This is a genomic window from Streptomyces sp. NBC_01454, assembly GCF_036227565.1.
Classification (GTDB): domain Bacteria; phylum Actinomycetota; class Actinomycetes; order Streptomycetales; family Streptomycetaceae; genus Streptomyces.
Genome location: NZ_CP109460.1, coordinates 5434962 through 5457016, shown reverse-complemented (window position 1 = coordinate 5457016; position 22055 = coordinate 5434962). Strand labels below are relative to the sequence as shown.

The 22055-nt window shown below is 69.6% G+C and carries 28 protein-coding genes; 20 read left to right on the top strand and 8 right to left on the bottom strand.

Features of this window, described 5'->3' with window-relative positions:
• Position 1 precedes the first annotated feature (1 nt).
• The 20 genes from OIU81_RS24175 (at position 2) to OIU81_RS24080 (ending at position 16126) form a co-directional block, all read left to right on the top strand.
• Positions 2-895, top strand: a complete 894-nt coding sequence (locus OIU81_RS24175; RefSeq protein ID WP_329151207.1) for a hypothetical protein — start codon at positions 2-4, stop codon at positions 893-895.
• Entirely contained in the window at positions 895-2043 is a 1149-nt protein-coding gene (locus OIU81_RS24170; protein ID WP_329331161.1) for a phage tail protein, read from the top strand. The genes OIU81_RS24175 and OIU81_RS24170 overlap by 1 nt, the downstream gene beginning before the upstream one ends.
• Positions 2040-2969: a hypothetical protein gene (locus tag OIU81_RS24165; protein WP_329151203.1), complete on the top strand. Its 930-nt coding sequence runs from the start codon at positions 2040-2042 to the stop codon at positions 2967-2969. Before OIU81_RS24170 ends, OIU81_RS24165 begins: the two co-directional genes overlap by 4 nt.
• Before the next feature lie 12 nt (positions 2970-2981).
• Positions 2982-3605: a hypothetical protein gene (locus tag OIU81_RS24160; protein WP_329151201.1), complete on the top strand. Its 624-nt coding sequence runs from the start codon at positions 2982-2984 to the stop codon at positions 3603-3605.
• 15 nt (positions 3606-3620) lie between these two features.
• Complete coding sequence (locus OIU81_RS24155; protein ID WP_329151199.1) at positions 3621-6056, top strand: right-handed parallel beta-helix repeat-containing protein; 2436 nt, start codon at positions 3621-3623, stop codon at positions 6054-6056.
• Between the two features lie 72 nt (positions 6057-6128).
• Entirely contained in the window at positions 6129-6368 is a 240-nt protein-coding gene (locus OIU81_RS24150) for a hypothetical protein (protein WP_329151197.1), read from the top strand.
• Positions 6365-7297, top strand: coding sequence for a CHAP and LysM peptidoglycan-binding domain-containing protein (locus tag OIU81_RS24145; RefSeq protein ID WP_329151195.1), 933 nt, complete (start codon positions 6365-6367; stop codon positions 7295-7297). Before OIU81_RS24150 ends, OIU81_RS24145 begins: the two co-directional genes overlap by 4 nt.
• Before the next feature lie 22 nt (positions 7298-7319).
• A complete protein-coding gene (locus OIU81_RS24140; protein ID WP_329151193.1) occupies positions 7320-7601 on the top strand; it encodes a hypothetical protein in 282 nt (93 codons plus the stop codon).
• A gap of 40 nt (positions 7602-7641) precedes the next feature.
• The gene (locus OIU81_RS24135; RefSeq protein WP_329151191.1) at positions 7642-7974 is read left to right on the top strand and encodes a hypothetical protein; all 333 of its coding nucleotides are present in this window, start codon (positions 7642-7644) and stop codon (positions 7972-7974) included.
• A complete protein-coding gene (locus tag OIU81_RS24130) occupies positions 7971-8645 on the top strand; it encodes a collagen-like protein (RefSeq protein ID WP_329151189.1) in 675 nt (224 codons plus the stop codon). Before OIU81_RS24135 ends, OIU81_RS24130 begins: the two co-directional genes overlap by 4 nt.
• Before the next feature lie 226 nt (positions 8646-8871).
• The gene (locus tag OIU81_RS24125; protein WP_329331160.1) at positions 8872-10113 is read left to right on the top strand and encodes a helix-turn-helix domain-containing protein; all 1242 of its coding nucleotides are present in this window, start codon (positions 8872-8874) and stop codon (positions 10111-10113) included.
• A gap of 120 nt (positions 10114-10233) precedes the next feature.
• The gene (locus tag OIU81_RS24120; RefSeq protein ID WP_329151184.1) at positions 10234-10464 is read left to right on the top strand and encodes a hypothetical protein; all 231 of its coding nucleotides are present in this window, start codon (positions 10234-10236) and stop codon (positions 10462-10464) included.
• On the top strand, positions 10461-11003 hold the full coding sequence (locus OIU81_RS24115) for a hypothetical protein (RefSeq protein ID WP_329151182.1): 543 nt from the start codon (positions 10461-10463) through the stop codon (positions 11001-11003). Before OIU81_RS24120 ends, OIU81_RS24115 begins: the two co-directional genes overlap by 4 nt.
• A complete protein-coding gene (locus OIU81_RS24110) occupies positions 11000-11557 on the top strand; it encodes a hypothetical protein (RefSeq protein WP_329151181.1) in 558 nt (185 codons plus the stop codon). Before OIU81_RS24115 ends, OIU81_RS24110 begins: the two co-directional genes overlap by 4 nt.
• A 26-nt stretch (positions 11558-11583) precedes the next feature.
• Entirely contained in the window at positions 11584-12159 is a 576-nt protein-coding gene (locus OIU81_RS24105; protein WP_329151180.1) for a hypothetical protein, read from the top strand.
• Positions 12160-12337: 178 nt separating this feature from the next.
• A complete protein-coding gene (locus OIU81_RS24100) occupies positions 12338-12799 on the top strand; it encodes a hypothetical protein (protein ID WP_329151179.1) in 462 nt (153 codons plus the stop codon).
• Between the two features lie 84 nt (positions 12800-12883).
• Positions 12884-13180: a putative ATP-grasp-modified RiPP gene (gene tgmA, locus OIU81_RS24095; RefSeq protein WP_329151178.1), complete on the top strand. Its 297-nt coding sequence runs from the start codon at positions 12884-12886 to the stop codon at positions 13178-13180.
• On the top strand, positions 13177-14148 hold the full coding sequence (gene tgmB, locus OIU81_RS24090; RefSeq protein WP_329151177.1) for an ATP-grasp ribosomal peptide maturase: 972 nt from the start codon (positions 13177-13179) through the stop codon (positions 14146-14148). The genes tgmA and tgmB overlap by 4 nt, the downstream gene beginning before the upstream one ends.
• Positions 14135-15325: a methyltransferase gene (locus tag OIU81_RS24085; protein WP_329151176.1), complete on the top strand. Its 1191-nt coding sequence runs from the start codon at positions 14135-14137 to the stop codon at positions 15323-15325. Before tgmB ends, OIU81_RS24085 begins: the two co-directional genes overlap by 14 nt.
• A 243-nt stretch (positions 15326-15568) precedes the next feature.
• Positions 15569-16126, top strand: a complete 558-nt coding sequence (locus OIU81_RS24080) for an NUDIX domain-containing protein (RefSeq protein ID WP_329151175.1) — start codon at positions 15569-15571, stop codon at positions 16124-16126.
• Between the two features lie 625 nt (positions 16127-16751).
• Here OIU81_RS24080 and OIU81_RS24075 read toward each other — a convergent pair.
• The 8 genes from OIU81_RS24075 to OIU81_RS24040 all read right to left on the bottom strand — a co-directional run bounded on the left by OIU81_RS24075 (position 16752) and on the right by OIU81_RS24040 (position 22003).
• A complete protein-coding gene (locus tag OIU81_RS24075) occupies positions 16752-17987 on the bottom strand; it encodes a tyrosine-type recombinase/integrase (RefSeq protein ID WP_329331158.1) in 1236 nt (411 codons plus the stop codon).
• A 152-nt stretch (positions 17988-18139) separates the two neighbouring features.
• Positions 18140-18343 (bottom strand): helix-turn-helix transcriptional regulator, encoded by a 204-nt coding sequence (locus OIU81_RS24070; RefSeq protein WP_329151173.1) that lies wholly within the window; start codon positions 18341-18343, stop codon positions 18140-18142.
• The gene (locus tag OIU81_RS24065) at positions 18340-19491 is read right to left on the bottom strand and encodes an AAA family ATPase (protein ID WP_329151172.1); all 1152 of its coding nucleotides are present in this window, start codon (positions 19489-19491) and stop codon (positions 18340-18342) included. The genes OIU81_RS24070 and OIU81_RS24065 overlap by 4 nt, the downstream gene beginning before the upstream one ends.
• A complete protein-coding gene (locus OIU81_RS24060; RefSeq protein ID WP_329151171.1) occupies positions 19488-20387 on the bottom strand; it encodes a bifunctional DNA primase/polymerase in 900 nt (299 codons plus the stop codon). The genes OIU81_RS24065 and OIU81_RS24060 overlap by 4 nt, the downstream gene beginning before the upstream one ends.
• Before the next feature lie 281 nt (positions 20388-20668).
• The gene (locus OIU81_RS24055; protein ID WP_329151170.1) at positions 20669-21277 is read right to left on the bottom strand and encodes a hypothetical protein; all 609 of its coding nucleotides are present in this window, start codon (positions 21275-21277) and stop codon (positions 20669-20671) included.
• A gap of 10 nt (positions 21278-21287) precedes the next feature.
• A complete protein-coding gene (locus tag OIU81_RS24050) occupies positions 21288-21476 on the bottom strand; it encodes a hypothetical protein (RefSeq protein WP_329151169.1) in 189 nt (62 codons plus the stop codon).
• A 21-nt stretch (positions 21477-21497) separates the two neighbouring features.
• Positions 21498-21740, bottom strand: a complete 243-nt coding sequence (locus OIU81_RS24045) for a hypothetical protein (protein WP_329151168.1) — start codon at positions 21738-21740, stop codon at positions 21498-21500.
• 11 nt (positions 21741-21751) lie between these two features.
• The gene (locus OIU81_RS24040; protein WP_329151167.1) at positions 21752-22003 is read right to left on the bottom strand and encodes a hypothetical protein; all 252 of its coding nucleotides are present in this window, start codon (positions 22001-22003) and stop codon (positions 21752-21754) included.
• Positions 22004-22055 lie beyond the last annotated feature (52 nt).

Sequence of the window (22055 nt, the reverse complement as noted above, 5' to 3'; positions counted from 1 at the left end):
GATGCCGATGATCGTCGATCCGAGCGCGCCCGAGGTGACGCCGCCGGACCGGGTCACCTCGCCCGACGGATGGTTCGCCGCCATTGTCGACAAGCCGTCGGCGGGCGTCGTGCTGTCGGTGGACTACACCGCCGGCACGGCGCTCGCCGACGCCGTCGACGTCCGGCAGGTGCGCATCGTCCGCCAGGACCCGGGCGCGGCCGCGGCGGTCCCGGTGCGCAGCGGCGACGCCGCGTGGGCGATCGAGGGCGTCGGCACTGCCTACGATCACGAGGCGCCCCTCGGCGTCGCCGTGATCTACACCGCGACCGCGGTCTACGAGGACGGGAGCACCGGCCCGTCGTCGAGCCTCGCGGTCACGGTGCCGGCGCCCGAGGTCGGCGACGAGGATGATCTGTGGCTCAAGTCCCTCGACACGCCCGCGCTTTCGGCGCGGGTCATGATCGTGGATTGGCCCGGCATGTCGAGCGTCGGCCGGGTCGATGCGGTCGACGTCGCCGGCAGCCCATACCGGGCGACGGCGTACGACACGCACGGGGCACCGACGATCGCGGTCACCATCGACGTGACCGGGGCGACGAAGATCGAGCGGGTCCGGAAGCTGCTCGTCGACGGCGTGCTGCTCGCGCAGGTGCGGCCGGCGTATCTGTACACCGACCGGTATTTCGTCGTCGGTGACTGGTCGGAGAAGCCGACCGGGAAGCTCGGGATCGACGACCCGTCGATGCAGTACACATTCACGATCGAGCCGATCGAGCGACCGGCGACCACCGGGCAACCGATGCGCCTGCCCTCGTGGTCGTGGGACTCGCTCGCCGAGCTCTTTGCCGACTGGAATGCGGTCGCGTCGAGCTACAGCTCGTGGGCGTCGCTGTCGACGAATGGGGTCACCTGATGCTGCCGGTCTCTCCGGCGGCGTACGCGGCGCTGCTGCGCACGGCTCGGCGGCCGCGGCTAGCGGCATGGTCCAACGACGGCGGCCGCACCTGGGTCGAGGCGAAGTGCGGCGAGGCGAAGGTGACGCCAGATCGCAACGCCGAGTGCCGCTACAGCGGTTCGGCCGAGCTGCTCGGCGTCCCGGTCGGCCGCGACGGGATCAACACGGTCGCCACGCAGATACGTCTCTGGCAGGGGATCGCGGGCCCGCGCATGGATACCGAGTGGATTCCGGCCGGGGTCTACGTCGTTGACCGGGCCCGTCGCACGCGGCTCGGGGCAACGGTCGATCTGCTCGGGCTTGAAGACGCGATTCGCAGCGCCTCGTTTCCCACGACCCGCACGATCGGCCCGGACACCGCGGCCGGCGTCGTGCCGACGCTCGTCGGCGAGGCGCTGCCGAACGCCCCGATCTCATGGCGCCGCGGCGTCGACCGGGGCACGACCGTGCCGCGGTTCGTCGTCGACGAGGACCGATGGCAGGCACTCAGCACGGGCACGGACAGCTCGGGTACGAAGACCGGGATCGCCGCGGCGCTCGGCGGCGAGATCTTCGCCGACGCCCGCGGCGTGATCACCCTCGCCCCGGTGCCGACGCTGGCAGACGACGTCGTGTGGCAAATCCCGTACGGCGTCGCCATGGTCGAGCCGGCCGAGGAGCAGTCGGCCGAGGGGCTCGTGAACGTCTGGGCGATCTCGGGTGACGCCGGCGACGGCGCACCCGCCGTCGGCCCGGTCTACGTCTGGGACGACGACCCGAACTCGCTCACCTTCGCCGGCCCGGACCCGATCGGCGATCCGCTCGGCCCGCAGCGGCTCGGGCTCACCGGCGTACGACTTCGGGTGGCGCGCTACTCGTCGCCGCTGATCACCTCGACGGCGCAGGCGTACGCCGTCGGCCGCGCGAAGCTGGCCGACTCTCTCGGCGTACAGAGCTCGCTTTCGTTCACGGCTGTCTGTCACCCCGGGCTCGAACCGGGCGACGTCGTCGAGGTCGAGGTGCGGCCGGGCGAGTGGCAGCGACACATCATCGACTCGTGCCCGTACGAGCTCGGTTCGGCGTCGATGAGCTGCACCACCAGGACGACCGCACGGAGGCTCTCATGACGGGCGCGGCTCGGCAGCTCGGCGAGGATCTCGCCCGCGCGCTGTCGGCGAGCAGCGGCGGCGGCACGGTGTCGGCCGAGGTCGTCGACGTCACCGACGCCGGCACGGTCAACGTGATGGTGGGTGGCGCCCTCGTGACCGACGTCATGTGCGCCGACAGCTACCGCAATCGGAAAGCCGGCGACTGGGTCGCGGTCCGGCAGGGCGCCCGGCCGGTCGTGATGTGGCGACTCGGCGACGACCCGGGCGCCACGGACGAGGCAACGATCAGGCGACTCGCGACCGAGGTCGCCCTCGACGAGCAAGTACTGCGGGCGGCGACATGGGGCACCGCCGCGCCGTCCGGCGACGGGTGGCAACAGGTCAGCGCGCTGTACCTGCGGAAGAACACCGAGGGGAAAGTCGAGCTGTACGGACAGCTCGGGGCGCAGTCGGACACGTCGCCGGACGCGCCGGCCGGCCGGGCGCCGAAGCCCGTCACGGTCACAGCGAGCTCGTCCGGATCATGGCGCAACGGCAGGCGAGACGACTACCGGGATTACCCCTTTCAGGGCGACTACACCGGCGGCGGGAACCTGTCGGGCGCATGGTTCTACGGCAACAAGATCTCCGACGCGTGCGCGGGCAAGACCGTCGCGAAAATGACGGTCTCATTCACCCGCCGCCGCGGCTCGGGCGACAACGCCAAACGGCCGATGCACCTGTACTTGCACGACCACAACTCGCCGCCCTCGTCGCTGGACCTCGACGAGGGCCCCGAAGAGCTGCTCTCGCTCAGCGTCGGCGCACAAGGCACGGCAACGCTGCCCGCCGAATGGCGCTCGAAGCTCGCGAGCGGCGCGCGGAAGGGGCTCGCGATCTACGCCCGCGGAAGCCGCGATTACGCCGCATTCACCGGCGGCTCGATCACCATCACGTTCTCGTAGGGAGGCGCCGAAGTGGCAACAGTCGGCTATTCGAAGATCAGGATTCCCGGCGGGGGCGATGCGCCGGTCGGCCCCGGGGCGCTTATGGAAATGGGCGCCGATATCGACCCGCACCTCTTGCAGCACGTCGCCGACCGGGCCGAGCGCGACGCGCTGTACACCGACGCCCCGCTGCATACCGCGGTCACCGCCGAAGACGGGTCACTGTGGCTCAAGACGTCGGCGACCTCGAACGTATGGGCCACGGTCTACGAGCCCGACCCCGCATGGCGGCCGCTCGGGCTCGTCAGTGGCTACACCGGCGATACGTACACACCCGAGGTACGCCGTATCGGCTCGCGGGTGTGGTTGCGCGGCCGGATCGCCCGGACCGACGGGACCGTGATCCCGCAGAACGGCATCGGGATCGGGAAGGTCCCCGACGATTGCATTCCGCAGGAGCAGATCGGCGCTTACGCCGCAACGAGCTCGTTGCAGGGCGACGTCGTGATCGGCGTCGGAAAGCTCGAAGTCCTCGACGTGGGCACCGCCTCGTCGCTCGGCGACCCCGGCACGGTCCTTTGGTGGTCGCAGGACGGGCCGACCGCCGCCGGCACTCCCTGGGTGAACATCAGCGGCTCGTACTGGATCGACTGAAAGGCGGCTGCCCCCGTGGCGCTCTACACCTTCGGCGGGACGCCCGCCGACGTCCTCACGACCGCGGCCGGCGACGTCGTGCCCGACTATCCGGTGCTCGTCCGTGTGGCCGGCACGGGGCAGCTCGTGACCGCGCTCTACGAAGTCGACGGAACGACCCCGATCGGCGAGCTACGAACCAACGCGGCCGGCTCGTCGCAGCCGGGCGCACTGCGCCCGTTCAAGACGGACGTACCCGCGATCGAATTCGAGTACAACGACGCCGCCGGCGAGCCGATCCGTTGGTACGAGGCCGGCCGCGAGGTCGCACAGGAAGCACTTGCCGCGGCGCTCGATTCCCTCTCGAAGGCCGACGGCGGCACGGTCGAGGCACCACTGACCGCGGCCGCCGGTCTCGGTGTCGTGGGCGGGCTCGACGTCACCGGCGGCGCGAACGTCGACGAGCTCGACGTCGCCGGGAACATGACCGTCGGCGGAACGTTCACCCCCTCTTCGTTGTCCCTCGCGGGGATGCGCATCTACAACCCCCGTGTGCTCGGTGCCCTCGGCGACGGGACGCACGACGACGCCCCGGCCGTGCAGGCAGCGCTCGACGCCGCGTACGCAGCCGGCGGCGGGTGGGTCATCGTCCCTTCGGGGACGTACCGGCTCGCAACGCTGCCGTTGCGCATCCGGCGCAACACCCGCTTGACGCTCATGCCGGGCGCCCGCATGGTCCGGGCGGCCGCCGTGACGATGCTGCTGAACGGCGACAGCGACCAGACGTTCAGCGGGTACACCGGGCACGGGAACATCGTCGTCGAGGGCGGCGTGTGGGACATGGCCGGCACTGTCGTGACCCCGAGCAACATGTGCATGTCGTTTGGGCACGCGAGCAACGTCACCGTGCGCGATACCACCGTGCTCGACCTCCCCGGGTATCACGGGATCGAGTACAACTCGATCAAGACCGGGCGGGTCCTGAACTGCAACTTCCTCGGGTACATCGATCCGGGCGGCCGCGATTTCAGTGAGGCGATACAGCTCGACCTCGCCAAAGGAACTGCCTACTTCGGTGGTTTCGGGCCGGCGGACGACACACCGTGCATCGACATTCTGATCGACGGCTGCACGGTCGGCCCGTCCGGGACCGCAGGAACGGGCCCTTGGCCGCGCGGCATCGGCTCCCACAGCGCGAGCCCGAACAAGCCGCACCGCGACGTGCGGGTGAAGAACTGCCGCTTCGAGAGCTGCACGCAGTTCGCCATCGGTGTGTACACCTGGGAAGGTGTCGTGATCGAGGGCGTGCAGATGCGCGGCTGCGGGGCCGGTATCCGCGTGCGCACCCTTGACTCGTCGACCGCCTCGCACCGGACGCCGGCCGGGGGCAGCTCGCCGACGATCACCGGGTCGCAGCCGCTCACCGGGTTCGCCATCAACGACATGACGTTCGTCGGCGGCGGCTCGTACGACGCCGCGATTCGCGTCGAGGGCGAAGACACTGGGTACGTAGGGCTGCTCACCCTCGATCAGATCACGATCAAGGACGTCGCCGGGATCGGCGTCCGGCTCATGAACGTCGAGGACTACACCGCGCAGAAGGTGATCGTCGTCAACGCGGGCGGCACGGGCATCAGCCAATTCGGTACCCGCCGCGGCCGCGTCGCCGACTGCACGGTGAACGGGGCCGGTGGCGCCGGCATCACAGCCGACTCGCGCTCGACCCCGGCCGCGTCGGCGACTGACGTCGCGATCGCCGGCTGCACGGTCACCGGCGCCGCGGCGAACGGCGTGCACATCTGGGACGGTACCGACATCGTCATCGACGACTGCGACGTCTACGCGCTCACCGGCTACGGCGTGCAGATCTCGACGAACACGAACCGGCCGATCATCCGGAACGTGCGGACCCGGGCGACGACGCTCGCCGGCATCAATGTGACGAGCACGGTCACCGGCGCTGTGCGACGCGGCAACACGGCCGACGCTCCGTCGGCGTCCGCGCTCGCGACGGTCGCCTCGACGACCGCCGAGACCGTGCTCGCCTCATGGACGATTCCCGCGAACGACGCCGCGGCCGGCACGGCGTACCGCTTCACCGCACAGGGGACCGCCTCGACGACGGGGACGCCGACGTTGACGGTCCGGGTCCGGCTCGGCGGCACCGCCGGCGCGGTGATCGCTTCCTTCGCGGCCGTGACGACGTCGAGCGCGATCTCGGGCCGCGGATGGCGCGTGGACGGCGTGCTGCTGGCCATCGCGCCGGGCAGCTCGGGCACCTGGGCGGGCGGTGCATCGCTGTCGCATCACCTCGCGAGCACGACCGGCGCGGTACAGCACGAGCTCACCGACGCCGCGGTGACGCGCGACAGCACGGCCGATCAGCAGCTCGTCGTCACCGCGCAGTGGTCGACGTCGAGTGCCTCGAACACGGCGACCGCGACCGCCGGGCAGGCCACCCGCGCCGCGTAGCGCACCTCACCTCTACAGCTCGCCCCGTGCCGGTCGGCCGGGGCGTTTCTCATGCCCGAAGGAGGCTCACCCATGGGCCAGGAAGAACGGCCGGTCGAGGGCCGGCCCGACCAGGAAGAGCAAGCACGACTCATCAGGCGTACGGGCAACGGCCCGACCGTCGAGAACGAAGAGGCGTTGCTGCGCGAGCGGTTCGGACCGCCGGACATGGCCGGCGTGTTCCACACCTCGGACGCCGACACCGACCAGGACGACGAGCCGGCCGCCGACGAGGCGCCCGCCGCGGAACCCGAAGGGGGCGACGCGGCATGAGCCTCGAAGGGATGATCTCGCAGGCCGAGAAGTGGCTCGGCACCGGCGAGCCGAACGCGATACAGGCGTGGTACCGGGAGCGGAACGGCAACGCGTTCGCTGGCAACTTCGCATGGTGCGATGCCATGATCACGCGCTGCGCGGTCGACGCCGGCGAACGCGAATCGGTCTGCTTCGATACCGACTACGCGTACACCCCGTGGCACGCACAGCGGTTCAAGGACGCCGGACAGTGGCATGCCGACGTCAAGGGCATCAGACGCGGCGACATCGTGTTCTTCGACTGGGCCGGCTCGAACTCGATCGGTGCGATCGACCATGTCGGCATCGTCACCGGGGTGAGCGGCGGGAACGTCTTCACGATCGAGGGCAACTCGGCGAACGTCTGCGCGCGGCGTGTGCGCACGGCGGCGACGATCGTCGGCTACGGCCGGCCGAAGTACAAGGCGGCGAGCAGCACCCCGTCGACGTCCGGGGCGACCTACACGGTCAAGACGGGCGACACCCTGTCGGAGATCGCCGCGGCGCACCGGACGACCGCGAAGGCGCTCGCCGACCTCAACGGGCTCAAGGACCCGAACAAGATCAAGCCGGGGCAGAAACTCAAGCTGCCCGCGGGCACCGCGGCGAAGCGGGTCGTCAGCCTCTCGCGGCTCGTCAAGGCGTCCGAGGTCGACCCGCCGAAGAGCGGCTCGCCCGTGTCGTACGCCGGCGTCGAGATCGTCGAAGACGCCCTCGTAGCCGAGGGGCTGCTCGCGCCCGGATACGCCGACGGGCATTTCGGCACGGCCACCTGCAGCGCGTACTCACTGCTGCAACTCCGGTACGGCTACACCGGCACGGCGCCCGGCGGCGCAGCCGACGGCACCCCCGGCAAGACCTCGCTCGCCCGGCTCGGAAAGGCACACGGATTCACCGTCGTCGCCTGACACCCCGTAGGGAGAACACCCCATGTTCGGAAGCAAGTTGAAGTACGACGTCGTCGAGCGGGCGCTGTGGACTGGCACCGAGGTTGTCCTCGGCATCCTGGCAACCGCGCTCGCCGAAGTGTCCGTGTGGTGGGCGGCACCCGTCGCCCTCGTCCTGGCGGCCGGGAAGTCATGGGTCGCCGGTCGGATAGGCCGGCTCGGCACGGGCTCGACCCTGCCGAAGAGCAAGGACCCGGCGACCCCGCCCCGAACGGTCGGGCTCGGGCCGAACGCCGGCGCCGCCGAGGGTCCATTCGCCCCGTAAGGGTGCTCTCTGCTCACCCTGCACCACCGGAGGCACACGCGTGGAAGCTGCGACGCTCGGCGCCGTCGGGACCATCGTCGTCGGGCTCGCAGCGGCCGCGGCCGCCATCGTCGGACAGCGGGGCGCTAACCGTGCCTCGCAGTCCGGGGCCGTGCTCGGCGGGTACTCGGCGCTCGTCGACCAACTTCAAGAGGAACGCGACAAGGCGCAGGCGAAGCTCGCCGAGAACGAGACGCGGCTCGCCGCCGCGTACGCCGAGCTCGCCGGCGAGCGAGCCGATAAGGCGGCGCTACAGACACAGATCACGACGCTCACGGCCGAGAATGTGAGGCTGCGCGAGCGCATCGTCGAGCTAGGGGGACAACCGACGTGACACGCGCTCAGGCTGCCCTCGCACATCGGTGGCGGACGTTCGCCGTCGCCGCTGTGCTGCTCGTACTGTCCGGGGCGATCGTCCTTGTGTGGCTACGGATAGACGACGCCGACGGTCGCGCCGAGCAGCTCGCGAGCGAGGCGAACCGCCGCGGCGACGCGGTGACGACCCTCGCTGGCGACGTCCGTGTGCTGCGAGCACAGATCAAGGCGAAGGGCGGCACACCGGCCGCGCCGGACCCCGCGGCCGCGGTCGACAATCTGCCGGACCGCTCGAAGGTCCCTGTTCCGATTCCCGGGCCGACCGGACCGCGCGGCGCCCGGGGCGCGAAGGGCGACCAGGGCGAGCCCGGCAGGCCCGGGGCGACCCCGGCGCCGGTCCCCGGGCCGAGCGGCGCGAAGGGCGAGCCGGGCACCACGGTGACCGGTCCCCCGGGGCCGGCCGGCCCCGCAGGCGAGCCCGGTAAGGACGGACGCGATGGGGTCGCCGGCAAGGACGGAACCGACGGACGCGACGGGCAGACATGCCCCGACGGGTACAGCCTGCGACCGCCGCCGGATGATCCCGACGCACTCGTATGCCGTAGGGACGGTGCACCGCCCCCCGACGCCCCATCACCAACACCGAGCCCGAGCGTCCTCGGGCTACCGGCGGAACGCCGCCGCTCATGATGTCTGCGCCCTCGTCTGGCCTCACGGCCGGGCGGGGGCGCTTTCGTCGTGTCTGGATTGATGCTGATCTGTCCGGCCGGAAACGGGAGCGACCCCCGTCGAGAACGAGTTGACGGGGGTCGGTGAGTGCTCCCCAACGGGGTGGCATCACCAGTATGACCGACGCAGTCGACAACGGGCAGTCGTACTCTGGCTGATGAGTGCTCTCACCCATCAAGGGGAATCCATGATCAATCTATCTGTCATGACCACTGGGGAGCGGATCAAGTATTACCGGGGCCGCGCCCGCAACGGGGTCGGGCTGTCGCAGGCGGCGCTCGCTGGGCTCGTCGCCCGATCCGAAGATTGGCTCTCCAAGGTCGAGCGGAATGTGATCCGGATCGACTCGCTCGACATGATCACTCGACTCGCGCGCGAGCTCGGGCTCGACAACGTCGGCGACCTCGTCGGCCCATCGATCGACTTGAGCCTCGTCGGGCCCGAACACCCGTCGGTGCCCGGCATCCGTCGAGCGCTGAACACTCCGCCTTCACAGCACGGGCTCGGATTGCCGGGGGCAGCGCTCACCGGGCCGCAGCTCGCCGAGCGGGTCGTCGAGGCATGGGGAATCTACGAGACGCAGACCGAGCGGTACGGTCCCGTCGGCGAGATGCTGCCCGGATTGCTCGCCGAGTCGTACGCCACGCTGCGACAGGCGAGCGGCGACGAAGAGCTCGAAGCGACTCGCGCACTCGTGTCGTTGCTGCACCTGTATCAGGTGTTCTTGCGCCGAGTCGGTGAGCGCAAACTGTCGTTGCGCGCGGCCGACCGAGCGATGCAGATCGCCGACGACACCGGCGACCCGGCGCTGATGGCTGCGGCCGCGTGGAACGTGTGCGGCATCCTCTTGAGCTCGGGCGAAGTCGCCGACTCGCTCGACCTCGCGCGCAGCACGATCGCTCACTGCCGGCCGGGAGACGACGCGAGCCCCGAGCACCTCTCGGCGTACGGCGCATTGCACCTATCCGCCGTCATCGCAGCGGTACGCGACAGTAAGGCGCCTACCGCGTGGGATCTGCTGCGCGGGGCGTGCACTGTGGCCGACCGGCTCGGCGTCGACCGGAACGACTTTCACACGGCGTTCGGGCCCACCAACGTGAAGATGCACGGCGTACACCTTGCGGCCGAGGAAGGCGACATTCACGAGGCGCTGCGGCTCGCCGACGACGTCGACGTGCCCGAGCCGGGCGGCGTGCTGCCGCTGGAGCGAACGACGCGGTATCAGGTGGAGGTCATGCACGCTCATCGGCTCAACGGTGACGACTTCGGAACGCTGTACTTCCTCAAAAAGATCATGGAGGCATCACCCGAAGAGATCAGGTACTTCCCTCTCGTCAGGGAAGCGGTACAGGCGCTCTTGAAGCGGTCGCGCCCGCAGTTGCGATCTGAGGTGCACCGCATCGCTGAACACGTGGGCATTCTCGCGTAGTTGGCACCCGGAACCCGAGGCGACCCGGAAAAATCTTCCGGGTCGCCTCCGCATTTCCGCTCTACGTTCCGTCACATGACGACGACTCAGCGAGACCGAGTGCGACGGAAGGGGCTCCGCTTGACCGCCAACCCTCACCAGGGCGTACGGATCGAGCGCTCAGGAGTCTTACGGCTGACCTCGGCCGGCCGGATCGCGATCCGGCTCTCGGTGGACAACGACGGCACGCATGTCGGCGAGGGGAACCTCGTTCTGACGTACGACGCCGCCGCCGAACTGCACACCGAACTCGGGCTCTTGCTGGCCGAGTCGGTCGATCCGAACACGCCGGATGAGCGGAGCCTGAAGTGACCACGGACGAGCGGCTGCCACACGACAAGCAAACACGAACACCGCAGGATCGCATTCGCCGGGCGTCGATCGCTGACGGGGCATTCAACGACTTTCCCCCCGTCGACTGGGTCCGCATGGCGGGCGCGAGCGTCATTGAGACGCTCATGGTGTGGGAAAGCGGCGAGCTCGCCCGGCTGCCCGTCGGTATCGGGTGGGACGTCGTACGCATGCCCGCGCCTGCGGGATGGAAGGCTGTCCAGCAACTTCAGCACCTTCGCGTCGCCATCGGCCCCGTGCTGCTCGCTCAGGACAGTGTCGAGTTCCTCCTGCCGGTGCAGTCGGTAGAGGATTGGTACCTTCCCGAAGCACGCGTTCTCGCCCGCGGCGAGCACATCGAAGCGCCGCACCCGGCGATCGTCGCCCCGCGCACGCAGAACGCGCATTCGTGGATCACGCCGCCGCAGGTCGACCTCGTCCTGACCAACGACGCCGACCTCTACACCGCGCACGGTTACGCACTCGCGGTACTCGCCGAGACGAAGGAGGCGGACCGGTGACCCTCAGCGCCCCGACCCCACCACCGAGCACTGAGGTCGTTGCGGCCGCGCCGCCGATCCCGACCGCCGGTCTGATCGCATCGCTGAACGTCCGCACGTGGCTCGACCACACCGCCGACGACACCGTGTTTTCAGCGCTGCTGATCACACATCCCGTACCGCAGTTCGAAGCGGTCGACCCTTCTGAGGTCGAGCGCAGGATGCGCGGGGTCGCGCTGGCGATCGGTGCCGTGCCGCTCGGCACGCCGCCGCCCGAGATCGCCGCCCGGGTTACGTGCCAAGGCGAGACAGCACTCGTCCACTTTGAAGGCTGCCCCTACTCCATCAAGGTGCCCGCATACCGCCATTGGGCGAAAACCGTTACGGGATTTGGGCAGGTGCTTCTCGCGGTCGGGCTGGACGCGCTGCCCGCGGTAGCTTCACGGGCTCATGTGGACGAGTACCTACAGCTTGCCGGCGAATACGGCCGCATGCACTTCGCGCTAGCCACTCTCGGAGGGTCACCCGGCGACATCCGTGCGGCCGTCGCAGCCATTACCGGGGGCACCGAGTGACAGTGGCACCGGGTCGGCCGCCCATCGTGCCCTATATCTCCACATGGGGCGCTGAGCGAGATCTCAGCGGCCACATCATCGTGGGCCGCAGGGGCATCGTGTTTGCCGACGAGTCCCCCCTCGATCGTGATACCCAGGGGGCGCTGTGGCGGCGAATGTCGCTGCACCAGCGCGAGGGAAAGCCGCAGCACGGGGGCGTTCACCCGCAGCGGCAACGGCGCGCGATGCAGCGGCTCTTGTGTCAGGTGTGCGCCGGTCCGTCCGACCAGGACGACCGCGGGACGCTGTGGCTGCTCGAAACCGCCGAGGACGAGTGGGAAGGCTGGCCAAACGGTCTGGTCACGTCACACCCCCCGATGTGCCTCGCCTGCGCCCCGCAAGCCGTTCGGTACTGCCCGAACTTGCGCAACGGGTACGTCGCCCTGCGAGTCGCCAAATCCGACGTCTGTGGGGTGCACGGCCCGCTGTATCACCGAGGCCCCGGGATACAAGCCGTCCCTGGCGACCACGCGATCGTGCTTTACGACGAGCCCCAGATCCGATGGGTCCTCGCCGAGCAGTCGGTGCGCGAGCTCCAGTCGTGCACGATCGTCGACCTGTAGCACGAGCTCGACCTCGCCACAAAGACCGGTGCGCCCGGCGGTTGCCCCCTCCGCCGAATCCCGCCGAGCGGCCCGACCGCCCCGCCCGCCCAGGTCGGAAGATCGAGCCGCCGGGCGGGCGGGGTACCAACCAACCCGACTCACCCCACTAGACCCGCCCCGCTGCGGAGGTGCCACGGTGGCCAGACGCTACGCCTACCGGTGCGAACTGATCGCCCGCAACCTCGACGGCACGTACGAGGCGACCCTCACGACGTACCGGGCGACAACTCCCCGCCTCGCCGCCCGGTGGGCCCGGATGACGGCCGGCCGGTACGCCGAGCTGCTCGCCCCGGCGCCGACCGCGTCCTACCTCGCCGGGGTGCCCCTGGTCGAGATCGAGCCAGGCAACCCCCGGCCCGACGTCAGGCTGCAAGCATGGGCAGACAGCACCGAGCTATATGAGGACGTGCTGAGCACCCTGGCCGAAGGCCGCGCCTACGCCTTCACCGTCACCGACTACGGCGCCCGGTACGAGCTGCGCCTCGACCCGCTGCCTATCAGACGAGCCCCGGAGATGCCCGCGTTCACCATCCACACCCGCCCATCGACGGGCAGGGGCCGACACCGTCGGCCCCGCACTCTCCAACTCGTCCCCTGATCTCCGCCCCCGCTGCACACGGACAGCCGGCGGGGGCGGTGCTCCATCGCACGATCCGACCGAACCGCCAACGAGAGGAACGCGATGTTCAACTACGCGGAACGCATCCCGACGGGAACCCCGCTCCCGCAGGGCCACCGCACGCCCCGCCCGTGGGGCACCCGCCGGTTCGTGCCGTACCCGGCCGTCGAGGGTGAGCACACCCGCGTCGAGATCGACCCGGCGACGCAGACCGGCCGTTACTTCAACGCGGCCGGCGTCCCGGTCGCGTCGCCCGGTCACGGTACGAGCAGCGGCACCAACCCGACGACGGGCACCTCGCCCGACGGGCAGGGCGCCGGCAACACCGACTCGGACACGGGTAACGACACCGACCAGTGACACGAGACGACGCTCGCCCGGTCGCGGTCGTCACGAACGATGACGACCCGACCGCCGACTTCGTGATTGCCGAGCTGCACGGCCGGGGCGTCCCGGTCGTGCGGCTCGACAGCGGTCACTTCCCCGCCACCCTGTCGTGCTCCGCCCACATCGGCGGCGGCACGGCACGGTGGCGGGGCAGTCTCGCGACCCCGACCCGCGTCGCCGAACTCGACGGCGTGCGGGCGCTGTACTACCGGCGCCCGTCCGGGTTCGCTTTCCCCCACCTCGACGACCAGGACGCCCGCTTTGCCGCCGCGCAGGCCCGATACGGGCTCGGCGGCGTGCTCGTCTCGCTGCCCGACTGCCTGTACGTCAACCACCCGAACCGCATCGGAGACGCCGAGTACAAGCCGGCCGGGCTCGCCGCCGCGGCCGAGGCCGGGTTCGTCCTGCCGCCGACCCTGATCACGAACCGGCCCGACGACGCCCGCGCGTTCGTCAAGGAACACGGACCCGTGATCTACAAGCCGCTTGCGACCCCGCTGTACCTCGTCGACGGTCAGGCGCAGACCGTGCTCGTCGACGAAGTTACCGAGGACGAGATCGACGACGGTATCGCCGGGACCATGCACCTGTTGCAGGCCCGCGTCGACAAGGTCGCCGACGTCCGCGTGACCGTGATCGGCGAGCACGTGTTCGCGGTGCGGATCGACTCGGGGCTGCTCGACTGGCGCACCGACTACAGCACGCACACCTATACGCCGGTCGAGGCCCCGCCCGACGTCGAGCGCGCACTGTTCGCGTACCTGCGGCACTTCGGGCTCATCTTCGGCGCGTTCGACTTCACCCTGTCCGCCGACGGCACGTGGACGTTCATTGAATGCAACCCCTCGGGGCAGTGGGCATGGATGGAACCCCCGACGGGCCTGCCCATGACCGCCGCACTCGCCGATCTCTTGGAACGAGGCACCCATGACCGAACCTGATCTCGCGACCGAGCTGCGGCACGAGTTCGCCGGGCAGCTCGCCGCCGCGGACAAGCTGCCCGCAGAGTGGCGGGCCGCTGTCGAGGCCGTGCCCCGGCACGAGTGCACGCCCGCGTTCTACGTGCCCAACGACGCCCCGGGCATCACGACATACGTGCCGATCACGCCCGAGCTCGTCGGCGACGAGGCGTGGCTGCGCCGGGTCTACAGCGACGAGACCCTGATCACGCAGTTCGACGGGCGGGATATCGATTGGTCGGACCCGCAGCCGATCAGCGGCGCCGCCCCGACGTCGTCCTCGACGCTGCCCTCGCTCGTCGTGCAGATGCTCCAAGCCCTCGACGGCGACGACGAGTCGACCGTCACCGAGTACGGCACGGGCACCGGCTACTCGACCGCGCTCATGTGCCACCACTTCGGCCCGGACAAGATCACGTCGGTCGAGACCGACCCGGGGGTCGCTGGCCGGGCCCGTGCCGCCCTCGACCGCTGCGGCTACGCCCCTCGCCTGATCACAGGCAACGGGCTCGCCGGCGCCGACCGCACCGAGCCGGCCGATCGCACGATCGCCACCATGGGCGTACGCGGTATCCCGTGGGCGTGGGTCCGCGAGACCGTGCCGGGCGGGCTCGTCGTGGCGACGCTGCGCGGGTGGCTTCGCTCGCTCGGCCTCGTGCGCCTGGTCGTCGAGGACGGGCAGCACGCGACGGGCCGTTTCATCGCGGCCGATCCGGCGTTCATGATGGCGCGGCAGCAAGAGGCGCCGACGAATCTCGGCATGCTGCCGGCCGACGACGACGGCAAGACCCGCGAGACGCCGCACGGGCCCGGCGTGCTGCGCATGCCCGACAGCGGGTTCGTTGCTCAGCTTGCGATGCCGAACGCCCGAACGTTCGACATGGCGGGCGACGACGGGCGCATGCGTACGTTCGTCCTCGACGCGGCGAACGATTCCTTCGCGGTGCTGTCGCGGGACGGCGACGGCTGGTTGGTGCGCGAGGGTGGCCCGGTGTCGCTGTGGGGCGAGGTCGAGCAGTCTCTCGCGCTGTGGCACGCAGCGGGGTCGCCGGCCGCAACCCGGTTCGGGGTCAGCGTCGAGCCGGACCGTCAACGAATTTGGCTTGAAGACGCCGAGGACGGCCCCAGTTGGCGCCTGCCGGTCGTCCCGGGTTCATGACGGAACCGCAGGCTGCCCTCGCGTCATGTGCGAGCTGTAGAGGTGCTGCCGGATGTACGCGCGTCCGTCCGAGCCGAGGCACCGATCGCTCTGAGACAGAGCGAGCCGCTCCGCTCGGCGCCCTGGCGATCGAGATTGAACTGCTCAACACCTAAACCAGGCGGCGAGACCGGGCGGCCCGGCGGTGTTCTCTTCCGAACCCGTCGGGCGGCCCGAGCGAAGCCTGCACCGCGAAGGATCTCCATGCCGATCAAGGCGATGCACGTACTCGACACCCTCGACGCCTACCTGAGCCGCCACCCGGAGGACAAGGACGCGCTCGCCATCATCTCCGAGATGCTCGACGTCGTCGGCAACCGGATCACCTCACGGAACGAGTTCCGCGGGCATGTCACCGCCGGCGCGGTTCTACTCCGCCCCGACGGTCGCATGCTCACCCTCCATCACAAGGCGCTCGGTGGTAAGTGGCTGTGGCCCGGCGGACACGTCGAGCCGGACGACACGACACTGCTCGCCGCAGCTCTGCGTGACCTCGCCGATAGGACCGGCATCGACCCCTCGCAGGTCGAGCCTCACGACGAGGTGCCGCTGCACATCGACGTGCGCCCGATCCACGCGAACACTGCGGAAGCCGAGCCGACGCATCTCCACTTCGACTTTCGGTTCCTGTTCCGAACGAGCGCCGAGAGCCTCAAGGTTGAAGAGGAAGAGTTCACCGCGTACTCATGGCAATTCGCGGACACGTTGACCGCCGAGCCGCTGCGCAGCCGCGTACTGGCCTCCATCCGGCCATCTGACTGACGGTCCCGAGACAGGGTCGCCCGCGCTTGATCACCCCCGGATCGCACCGGGCGACCCGTTTACCGGCCGCTGTGGTCGTGCCTACACCGCCAGCAAATTCGTTCACCCGTTCGCGTGACCCTGGGCATATGCCATTGCGGACGCATGATCACTACGGCGACCCTGTACCCGCCCCCACCCCTGAACAGGGCGCGGCACGGTCCCTTGCGCGAGGTACGCCGGTCCGTCCAGATGGCGGAGTCGCGCCCTACCCGCCCCGGGCGTCCTACAGTGGCGCCCGGGGCGGTCTCCGTTGGGGGCGCGATCTGGCCAATATCCGCGGGAAGATGGGCCAAGCGCTTTTACTCAAATCGGTTGGGCGTGACCTGCAAAACCGCAGGTGAGCACATCGCTAAAGCTCGCACACCTTCTAAGCACTTGGCCGCAGGTTCGAGTCCTGCCGGGGGCGCTCTCCAAGACCCTTCCTTCGGGAGGGTCTTTTTGCTGGTCAGGGCAGGTTTAGCCGCACACGCAAAAGAGCCGGACCCACCCCTGATGATCATGGGAGGGTCCGGCTCTGTCCGGCTGTCACCGGGTTTCTGCGGGTGGCTGCGTCGAATACGTGTCGAAGTTTTGGCGGCGCCCCTCAGTCCGCCGCAGGGGCCTCCGACAGGTCCCCGCCCGCCTCGATCCGCTTCTTCAGGTCCGAGAGCTGACCCGAGATGCATCGTGCGTAGGTGGCGAGCAGGACCGGGACGCTGTTACCCGCCCACTCGGCGACCTGCGCAGGCGGAACACCATCGTTGAGCCAGTTGGTCAGGCAGGTGTGCCGCAGGTCGTAGACCCGCTTCCCGAGCGGCGAGGTGAACTCCTCGTCGCTGAGCACCTTCAGCCTCGCTGTCCGCCACGCCCGCCGGATGACCGACCCTGCGAGCATGCCGCCCCCCTCGCCTTGGAACAGCCGGTCGCCGGGCTTCAGCTCCTCCGCACCGATGTGCTCGCGGAGAATCTTCGTCAAGGCTGGCCGGCAGGGGACGACGCGGGTGTCGTCGGAGGCCCTTCCTTTGAGCCCCCGCTCGTCGTGTACTTCCCCGGTGTCAGTCCACTGCTTGCCGACCTCCGGGCGCGCAGTGTGGAGCAGGAGCTCGCCCCACTGATCCTCGTCGCTTTCTCGCGGCAGATGCACATCCAGCACGGACATCGCCACAGCCTCCTCCGGCCGGGCGCCGGCGTAGTACATCGTCGCGAAGAAGGCATGCAGCTTCCGGCCTCCACGGGGACGTTGCCGCACCCAGCCGAGAAGGCGCCACGCCTGCAAGCGGTTGAGGAGAGACCTCTTGTCCACCGCCGAGGAGGTCTTCGGGGCGGCGCCTCTCCCCTTGGGCAGTGGATTCGAGCGAAGGACGCTGTGCTTCACCGCGTGCTCCATGGCGACGTTCAGCACGCGTCTGCTGCGCTTGACCGAGGAGGCTGCGACCGCTGTGCCGTCCAACTTGGTCCCGACCGCGTGGAGTATCTCTTCGACCTTCGCCGGGTCCTCCCAGGCCGCCATGGACAGCGTGTTGCGCTCAACCCATTTCAGGATGGTGGCGACATGGGATGGGGCATCCTGCCGGCGCCTGGTGTTGAAAGCCCATTCCCGCAGCGCGGTGCGCACATCGACAGGCTTGAAGCCGTTCGGCGAGGTGCGCAGCAGCGCGATCGTAGTCGCCATGAGCACTTTGGCTACGGTCTTCCGGTTGTTGCCGGAGGTGCGCCGCCATTGGACGTCGCAGAACTGAATGGCGAAGTCGTACCAGTTCACTGCGCTGGCCCCGGACCGGTGGGAAATGGGCCGCCCGGTGGTGACGCTGAACGCCTCACCTCGGCGCGTCGCGCTCACCAGCTCCGAGCGGAACGCGTCCGCAAGTGCGTACGTCGCGTGGGGTTGGCGGTACGCCTTACCGCCAACGGCCCACCGCACGGTGTGTGTGGTCTTGCGCTTGCCCTTGTACGTGAGGATCTTCCAGACCCTGACGTCGTATGCGATGTCCATCAGGCCCTGTCCCCCCGGTCATCCAACCAGTGGTCGTAGTCGCTCCGTAGAATCCTCAGATCACCGTTCGGAAGCTTGATGCAACGAGGGGCGCGCCCTTTCTGTCGCCAGTCGTAGAAGGTCGAACGCGAAACCCCCAGGTCCGTGCAGATGTAGGTGATCGTGAGCTTTTCGTCCCGTGAGCTGGAAACCGCGGTCGTCACTGATCGCTCCTCTCACCGGAGTCGGACAGCTGGGACAGCTCCCATTCCTGCTGTCCGGGTAGTTCTTGCAGGTCAGATGGGTCAACCGGACAGTCGGACAGCTGGGACACCTCTGGTGTGCCCTGTGTCCGGGTCTCGGTGTCCGGGTAGTAGCGGCCGCTGCCGTCCTTGATGAGCTGGCCGTCCTCCGCCATCCGGGAGCAGGTCCGGCGCACTGTGTCTGCGCCGGCCTGCGGGAGGGCTTCCGCGATGTCCTTGGGCTTTGCCCCGGGGTTGGCGCGGACGTAGCGGAGGATGGCGGCGCGGGTGTCGCCGACGGTGTGGTCGGAGGCGGGCCCGTCGAGCAAGTGCCAGGCGCCGGAGGCTTCCTGGAAGGAGAGCGCGTATTCGGCTTCGTTCACGTCGCGGCCGGTGACGTGCAGGATGCCGTCCGCTTGCCCTCGGGCGCGCTTGAGCACGAGCGTGGCGTCAGCGGCTCCGGCGATGCCGTTGGTGCCGGAGACCTCCGTCAGGAAGTCTTCAGACCCGGCTTTGCGGACGTGGTGGACGAGGACTACGGCGATGCCGTAGTGGTCCGCGATGCGCTTGGCGTAGCCGACGGCGACGTAGTCCGCGTCGTACGCCGAGACGCCCTGGGGCGCCTGTCCGCGCATCTTGGCGAACACGTCGATGACGACCATGCGGGCGTCCGGGTTGCGGTCCAGCCATCCTGCGATGGCGTCGCTGCCGCCCTGTGGGAAGGGCGGGCATTCGGTGACCAGCGTCAGACCGGCCGGCGCCTTCTGTCCGCCGAGGAGCTTGCCCATGCGGGTCTGGAGGCGACGCGGGGTGTCCTCCAGCGCAAGGTAGAGGACCGGGCCACCTTTGACCGGGACGGAGTCGAACGCCATGCTGCCGGCCGCGACCGAGAGGCCAAGGCCGAGGGAGAGCCAGGACTTGCCGACCTTGGGCGGTCCGGCGAGCAGGCTGACGCCTTCGGCGAGGATGCCGGGGACGGCCCATTTCGGCTCGGGGAATTCCGCGGCCATGAGCTGATCGGCGGTCCATGCGGTCCGGGGCCGTTCCCGAGCCGGTGGTGCCTCGGGGGTGACCTGGGGGTCGCGGGGGACGGAGTAGAGGTGGAGCGGGGGAATCGGGTTGGCGCTCACGCGGCCACCGTCCTCGGGCGCGCCGCTCCGGCCCGCAGGCCGGAGGCGATGGTCCGGCGTGCTTCGCGGTCGCCCTGACCCACCTGGAGCGCGGCGGTCAGGAGCCAGCCGGTGACGTCGGTGTCGGTGAGCTCTCCCCCGGCGACGAGCTGTCCGAGGGCGACGGAGGCGATGTAGAGCGCGTTGTTGTGCTGGTCTTCGCCGGAGGTGGTGACGCGCTTCAACTCCCCATCAACCGCGGACCGCAGGAATGCGCTGCGCCGGTCGCGGGCTGCGAGTGCGACCGTGATGGGCTTCTGCGGGGGCAGCGGCGCCGGGCGCAGCAGCTCAGCCAGCCAGCCCGGCAGCGGCGCCACAGGGCCACTGTGAACGACCTCGTAGGGGCGTCCTGCGAAGGTGCTGCCCGCGCTGACCACAAGTCCGCCAACGGCGCGGGTGTCGACCTTCCAGCCCAGTCCCCGGCTGCTGTCCCCGGTGGTGTTGCGCAAGGCCTCGCCGCCGGGTGCGGCGAAGTAGAGGTGGGTACCCCCGCTCCAGGTACGCACCGTGTAGGTCTGGGCCGGGAAGGGCTGGCCATGACGCTCGCAGAGCACGGCGAGCACGTCAGCGCCGTCAGTGACGCCGTGCTCCGCCCAGTGCGCCGGCGGGGTGTCCTGCGGGTGCTTGGGCTTGTCGAGGTCGATGACCACCAGCGCGGAGGGCCCGGTGGCAACGCCGATGTTGTACGGGGCGTGCGTCCAGCAGCGGGTGATGCGCTGCCGGTCAGTGGTGGCACGCTCGGCCCAGTCGCTTACCGCCGGGCGCTTGTCGTCGGGGATGACGGGGAAAACGTTCCAGTCCCGGGCGGCGGCGTCCAGAGCTGCGGTCAGCAACGCGGTCTTGCGGTCATGCGTCATGCTGGAGGTCTCCTGTTTCTGTCGAAGGGACGGAGAACCGGTGCACTGGCCGAGAGGCCGGGGCGCCGGCCGGGGCGGTCGCGGTCTTTGGCGAGAGGCGACCGCCCCGGGCGTGTTCAGGTAGTGCTCTCCTCGTAGGCCGTTTCGGTTTCGTCGGCCATGTCGTCGAAGCGGAGGAGGAGTTCGCCGAGCTGGCGGCGGGTGAGAAGTCGGGAGTAGGAGTTCTCCCAGTCGTAGGTGTCGAGTGCACGGTCACGATCTCGTCGGGGTCGATGTCCATGTCAGTGCTCCTTGGTGATCTCGACGGTGGGGAGTTCGGGAAGTCCCGCGCGGGTGAGTTGGGCGGCGTTGAAGCCGGGCAGGGCGGAGCGTGCGGTGATGGCCTGGGCGAGGGCGGTGGCGTAGGCGGCGCCCTCGCGGGCTACCTCGATCTGCGCTCCGGCCCGCAGCGCTTCGACGCGTTCTACGTGGGCGTGCTCTTCGCGACGCTCGCCGATGCGCCGGTTGTGGGCAGCGGCTTCGCGGCGGTCTGTGCGCCAGTACCGCGCCGCCAGGCCGTAGGTCACTGCGGTGGACAGCGCCCACAGCAGCAGGGGCAGCGACAGGCCATCGGCGTACCCAGCCACCCCGGCCAGGGCCAGCGCCCCGGAAGTGGCGAACGCGGTTCCCGCGACGACGCCATCCCCGGCGCGGCCAACGGAGGCCAGAGCGCCGGCCACAGCAGCGCCGAGGGAGAGCGTGGTCATCAACACGGCGTCGCCGACGGAGTGTTCGGCGCCATTGGCGTTCCAGATCCTGGCGAGGATCAGCACGGTGGAGGTGGCGACGGCCGGGGCGGCTTTGGGGGCCGCCCCGGCGAGCCGGTGCCGGGAGGTGAGCTGTTGGTTCACGACCGGGCCCCTACAGTTTTGCGGCGGCGTCGATGACCGCGTGGGTGAGCTGGTTGATGGGGCCGGAGGCGCCGGTGGAGGCGAGGAAGAAGCCGAACATGATGGCGACGAAGGCGGAGCCGTAGCCGAGGCTCTTCGAGCGGAGCAGGAAGAACAGGACCAGGCCGAAGAGGGCAACGAGGGAGAGGGTGATGGCCACGGGGGCCTCCTTGGTCAGTGGTCAGCGGGTGCAGGCGGGATAGGACGAGCCCCGGCGGCAGGCGTCGTAGGCGCCGGGGCTGACGGTGAAGCGGGCCGTGTGTCCGTCGGCGGTGCGGACGGTCAGGGTCCAGTCACGTGTCTTGGTGGCCGGCCGGTAGGTGGTGGCCTTGTCGATGACGCGGCCGGCGGGACCAGGCGCCGGGGTGCAGGCGGCCAGTGCGAGCAGCGCGGCGGGGGCCAGGAGACAAAGGCGCAGGCGCATGGCGGGTCCTCTCATCGGGTGCCGTCGCGGTGCAGGCGCATGGCGACGTTGAACAGGTGGCGGCCCACCCGGATGCGCTTGCGGTCACCTCGGCAACGGCGGCAGGTCTTGCCAGGGCGCAGGCGTCCGCGGCGGTCGGTCTTGAGGGCGTAGCCGAAGCCCTTGCACTTGCGGCAGTTCCCGAACGGGCTGACCGCACACAGAGCGACGTAACAGAACGTAACTATGAGTGGCAAGGCGATAGCGAGGGCAGTGGGGGTCACGAACGACCTCCGGGGCGGTTTTTGAGGGTTTCCGCAGGTGGGCCGCTATCCG

Excerpts from the sequence above, each read along its gene's own strand:
- OIU81_RS24045 (WP_329151168.1), bottom strand. The coding sequence starts at position 21,740 with ATGCGCCTGCGCCTTTGTCTCCTGGCCCCCGCCGCGCTGCTCGCACTG.
- OIU81_RS24140 (WP_329151193.1), top strand. The coding sequence starts at position 7,320 with ATGTTCGGAAGCAAGTTGAAGTACGACGTCGTCGAGCGGGCGCTGTGG.
- OIU81_RS24080 (WP_329151175.1), top strand. The coding sequence starts at position 15,569 with ATGCCGATCAAGGCGATGCACGTACTCGACACCCTCGACGCCTACCTG.
- OIU81_RS24125 (WP_329331160.1), top strand. The coding sequence starts at position 8,872 with ATGATCAATCTATCTGTCATGACCACTGGGGAGCGGATCAAGTATTAC.
- OIU81_RS24165 (WP_329151203.1), top strand. The coding sequence starts at position 2,040 with ATGACGGGCGCGGCTCGGCAGCTCGGCGAGGATCTCGCCCGCGCGCTG.
- OIU81_RS24170 (WP_329331161.1), top strand. The coding sequence starts at position 895 with ATGCTGCCGGTCTCTCCGGCGGCGTACGCGGCGCTGCTGCGCACGGCT.
- OIU81_RS24150 (WP_329151197.1), top strand. The coding sequence starts at position 6,129 with ATGGGCCAGGAAGAACGGCCGGTCGAGGGCCGGCCCGACCAGGAAGAG.
- tgmA (WP_329151178.1), top strand. The coding sequence starts at position 12,884 with ATGTTCAACTACGCGGAACGCATCCCGACGGGAACCCCGCTCCCGCAG.
- OIU81_RS24060 (WP_329151171.1), bottom strand. The coding sequence starts at position 20,387 with ATGACGCATGACCGCAAGACCGCGTTGCTGACCGCAGCTCTGGACGCC.
- OIU81_RS24175 (WP_329151207.1), top strand. The coding sequence starts at position 2 with ATGCCGATGATCGTCGATCCGAGCGCGCCCGAGGTGACGCCGCCGGAC.
- OIU81_RS24145 (WP_329151195.1), top strand. The coding sequence starts at position 6,365 with ATGAGCCTCGAAGGGATGATCTCGCAGGCCGAGAAGTGGCTCGGCACC.
- OIU81_RS24085 (WP_329151176.1), top strand. The coding sequence starts at position 14,135 with ATGACCGAACCTGATCTCGCGACCGAGCTGCGGCACGAGTTCGCCGGG.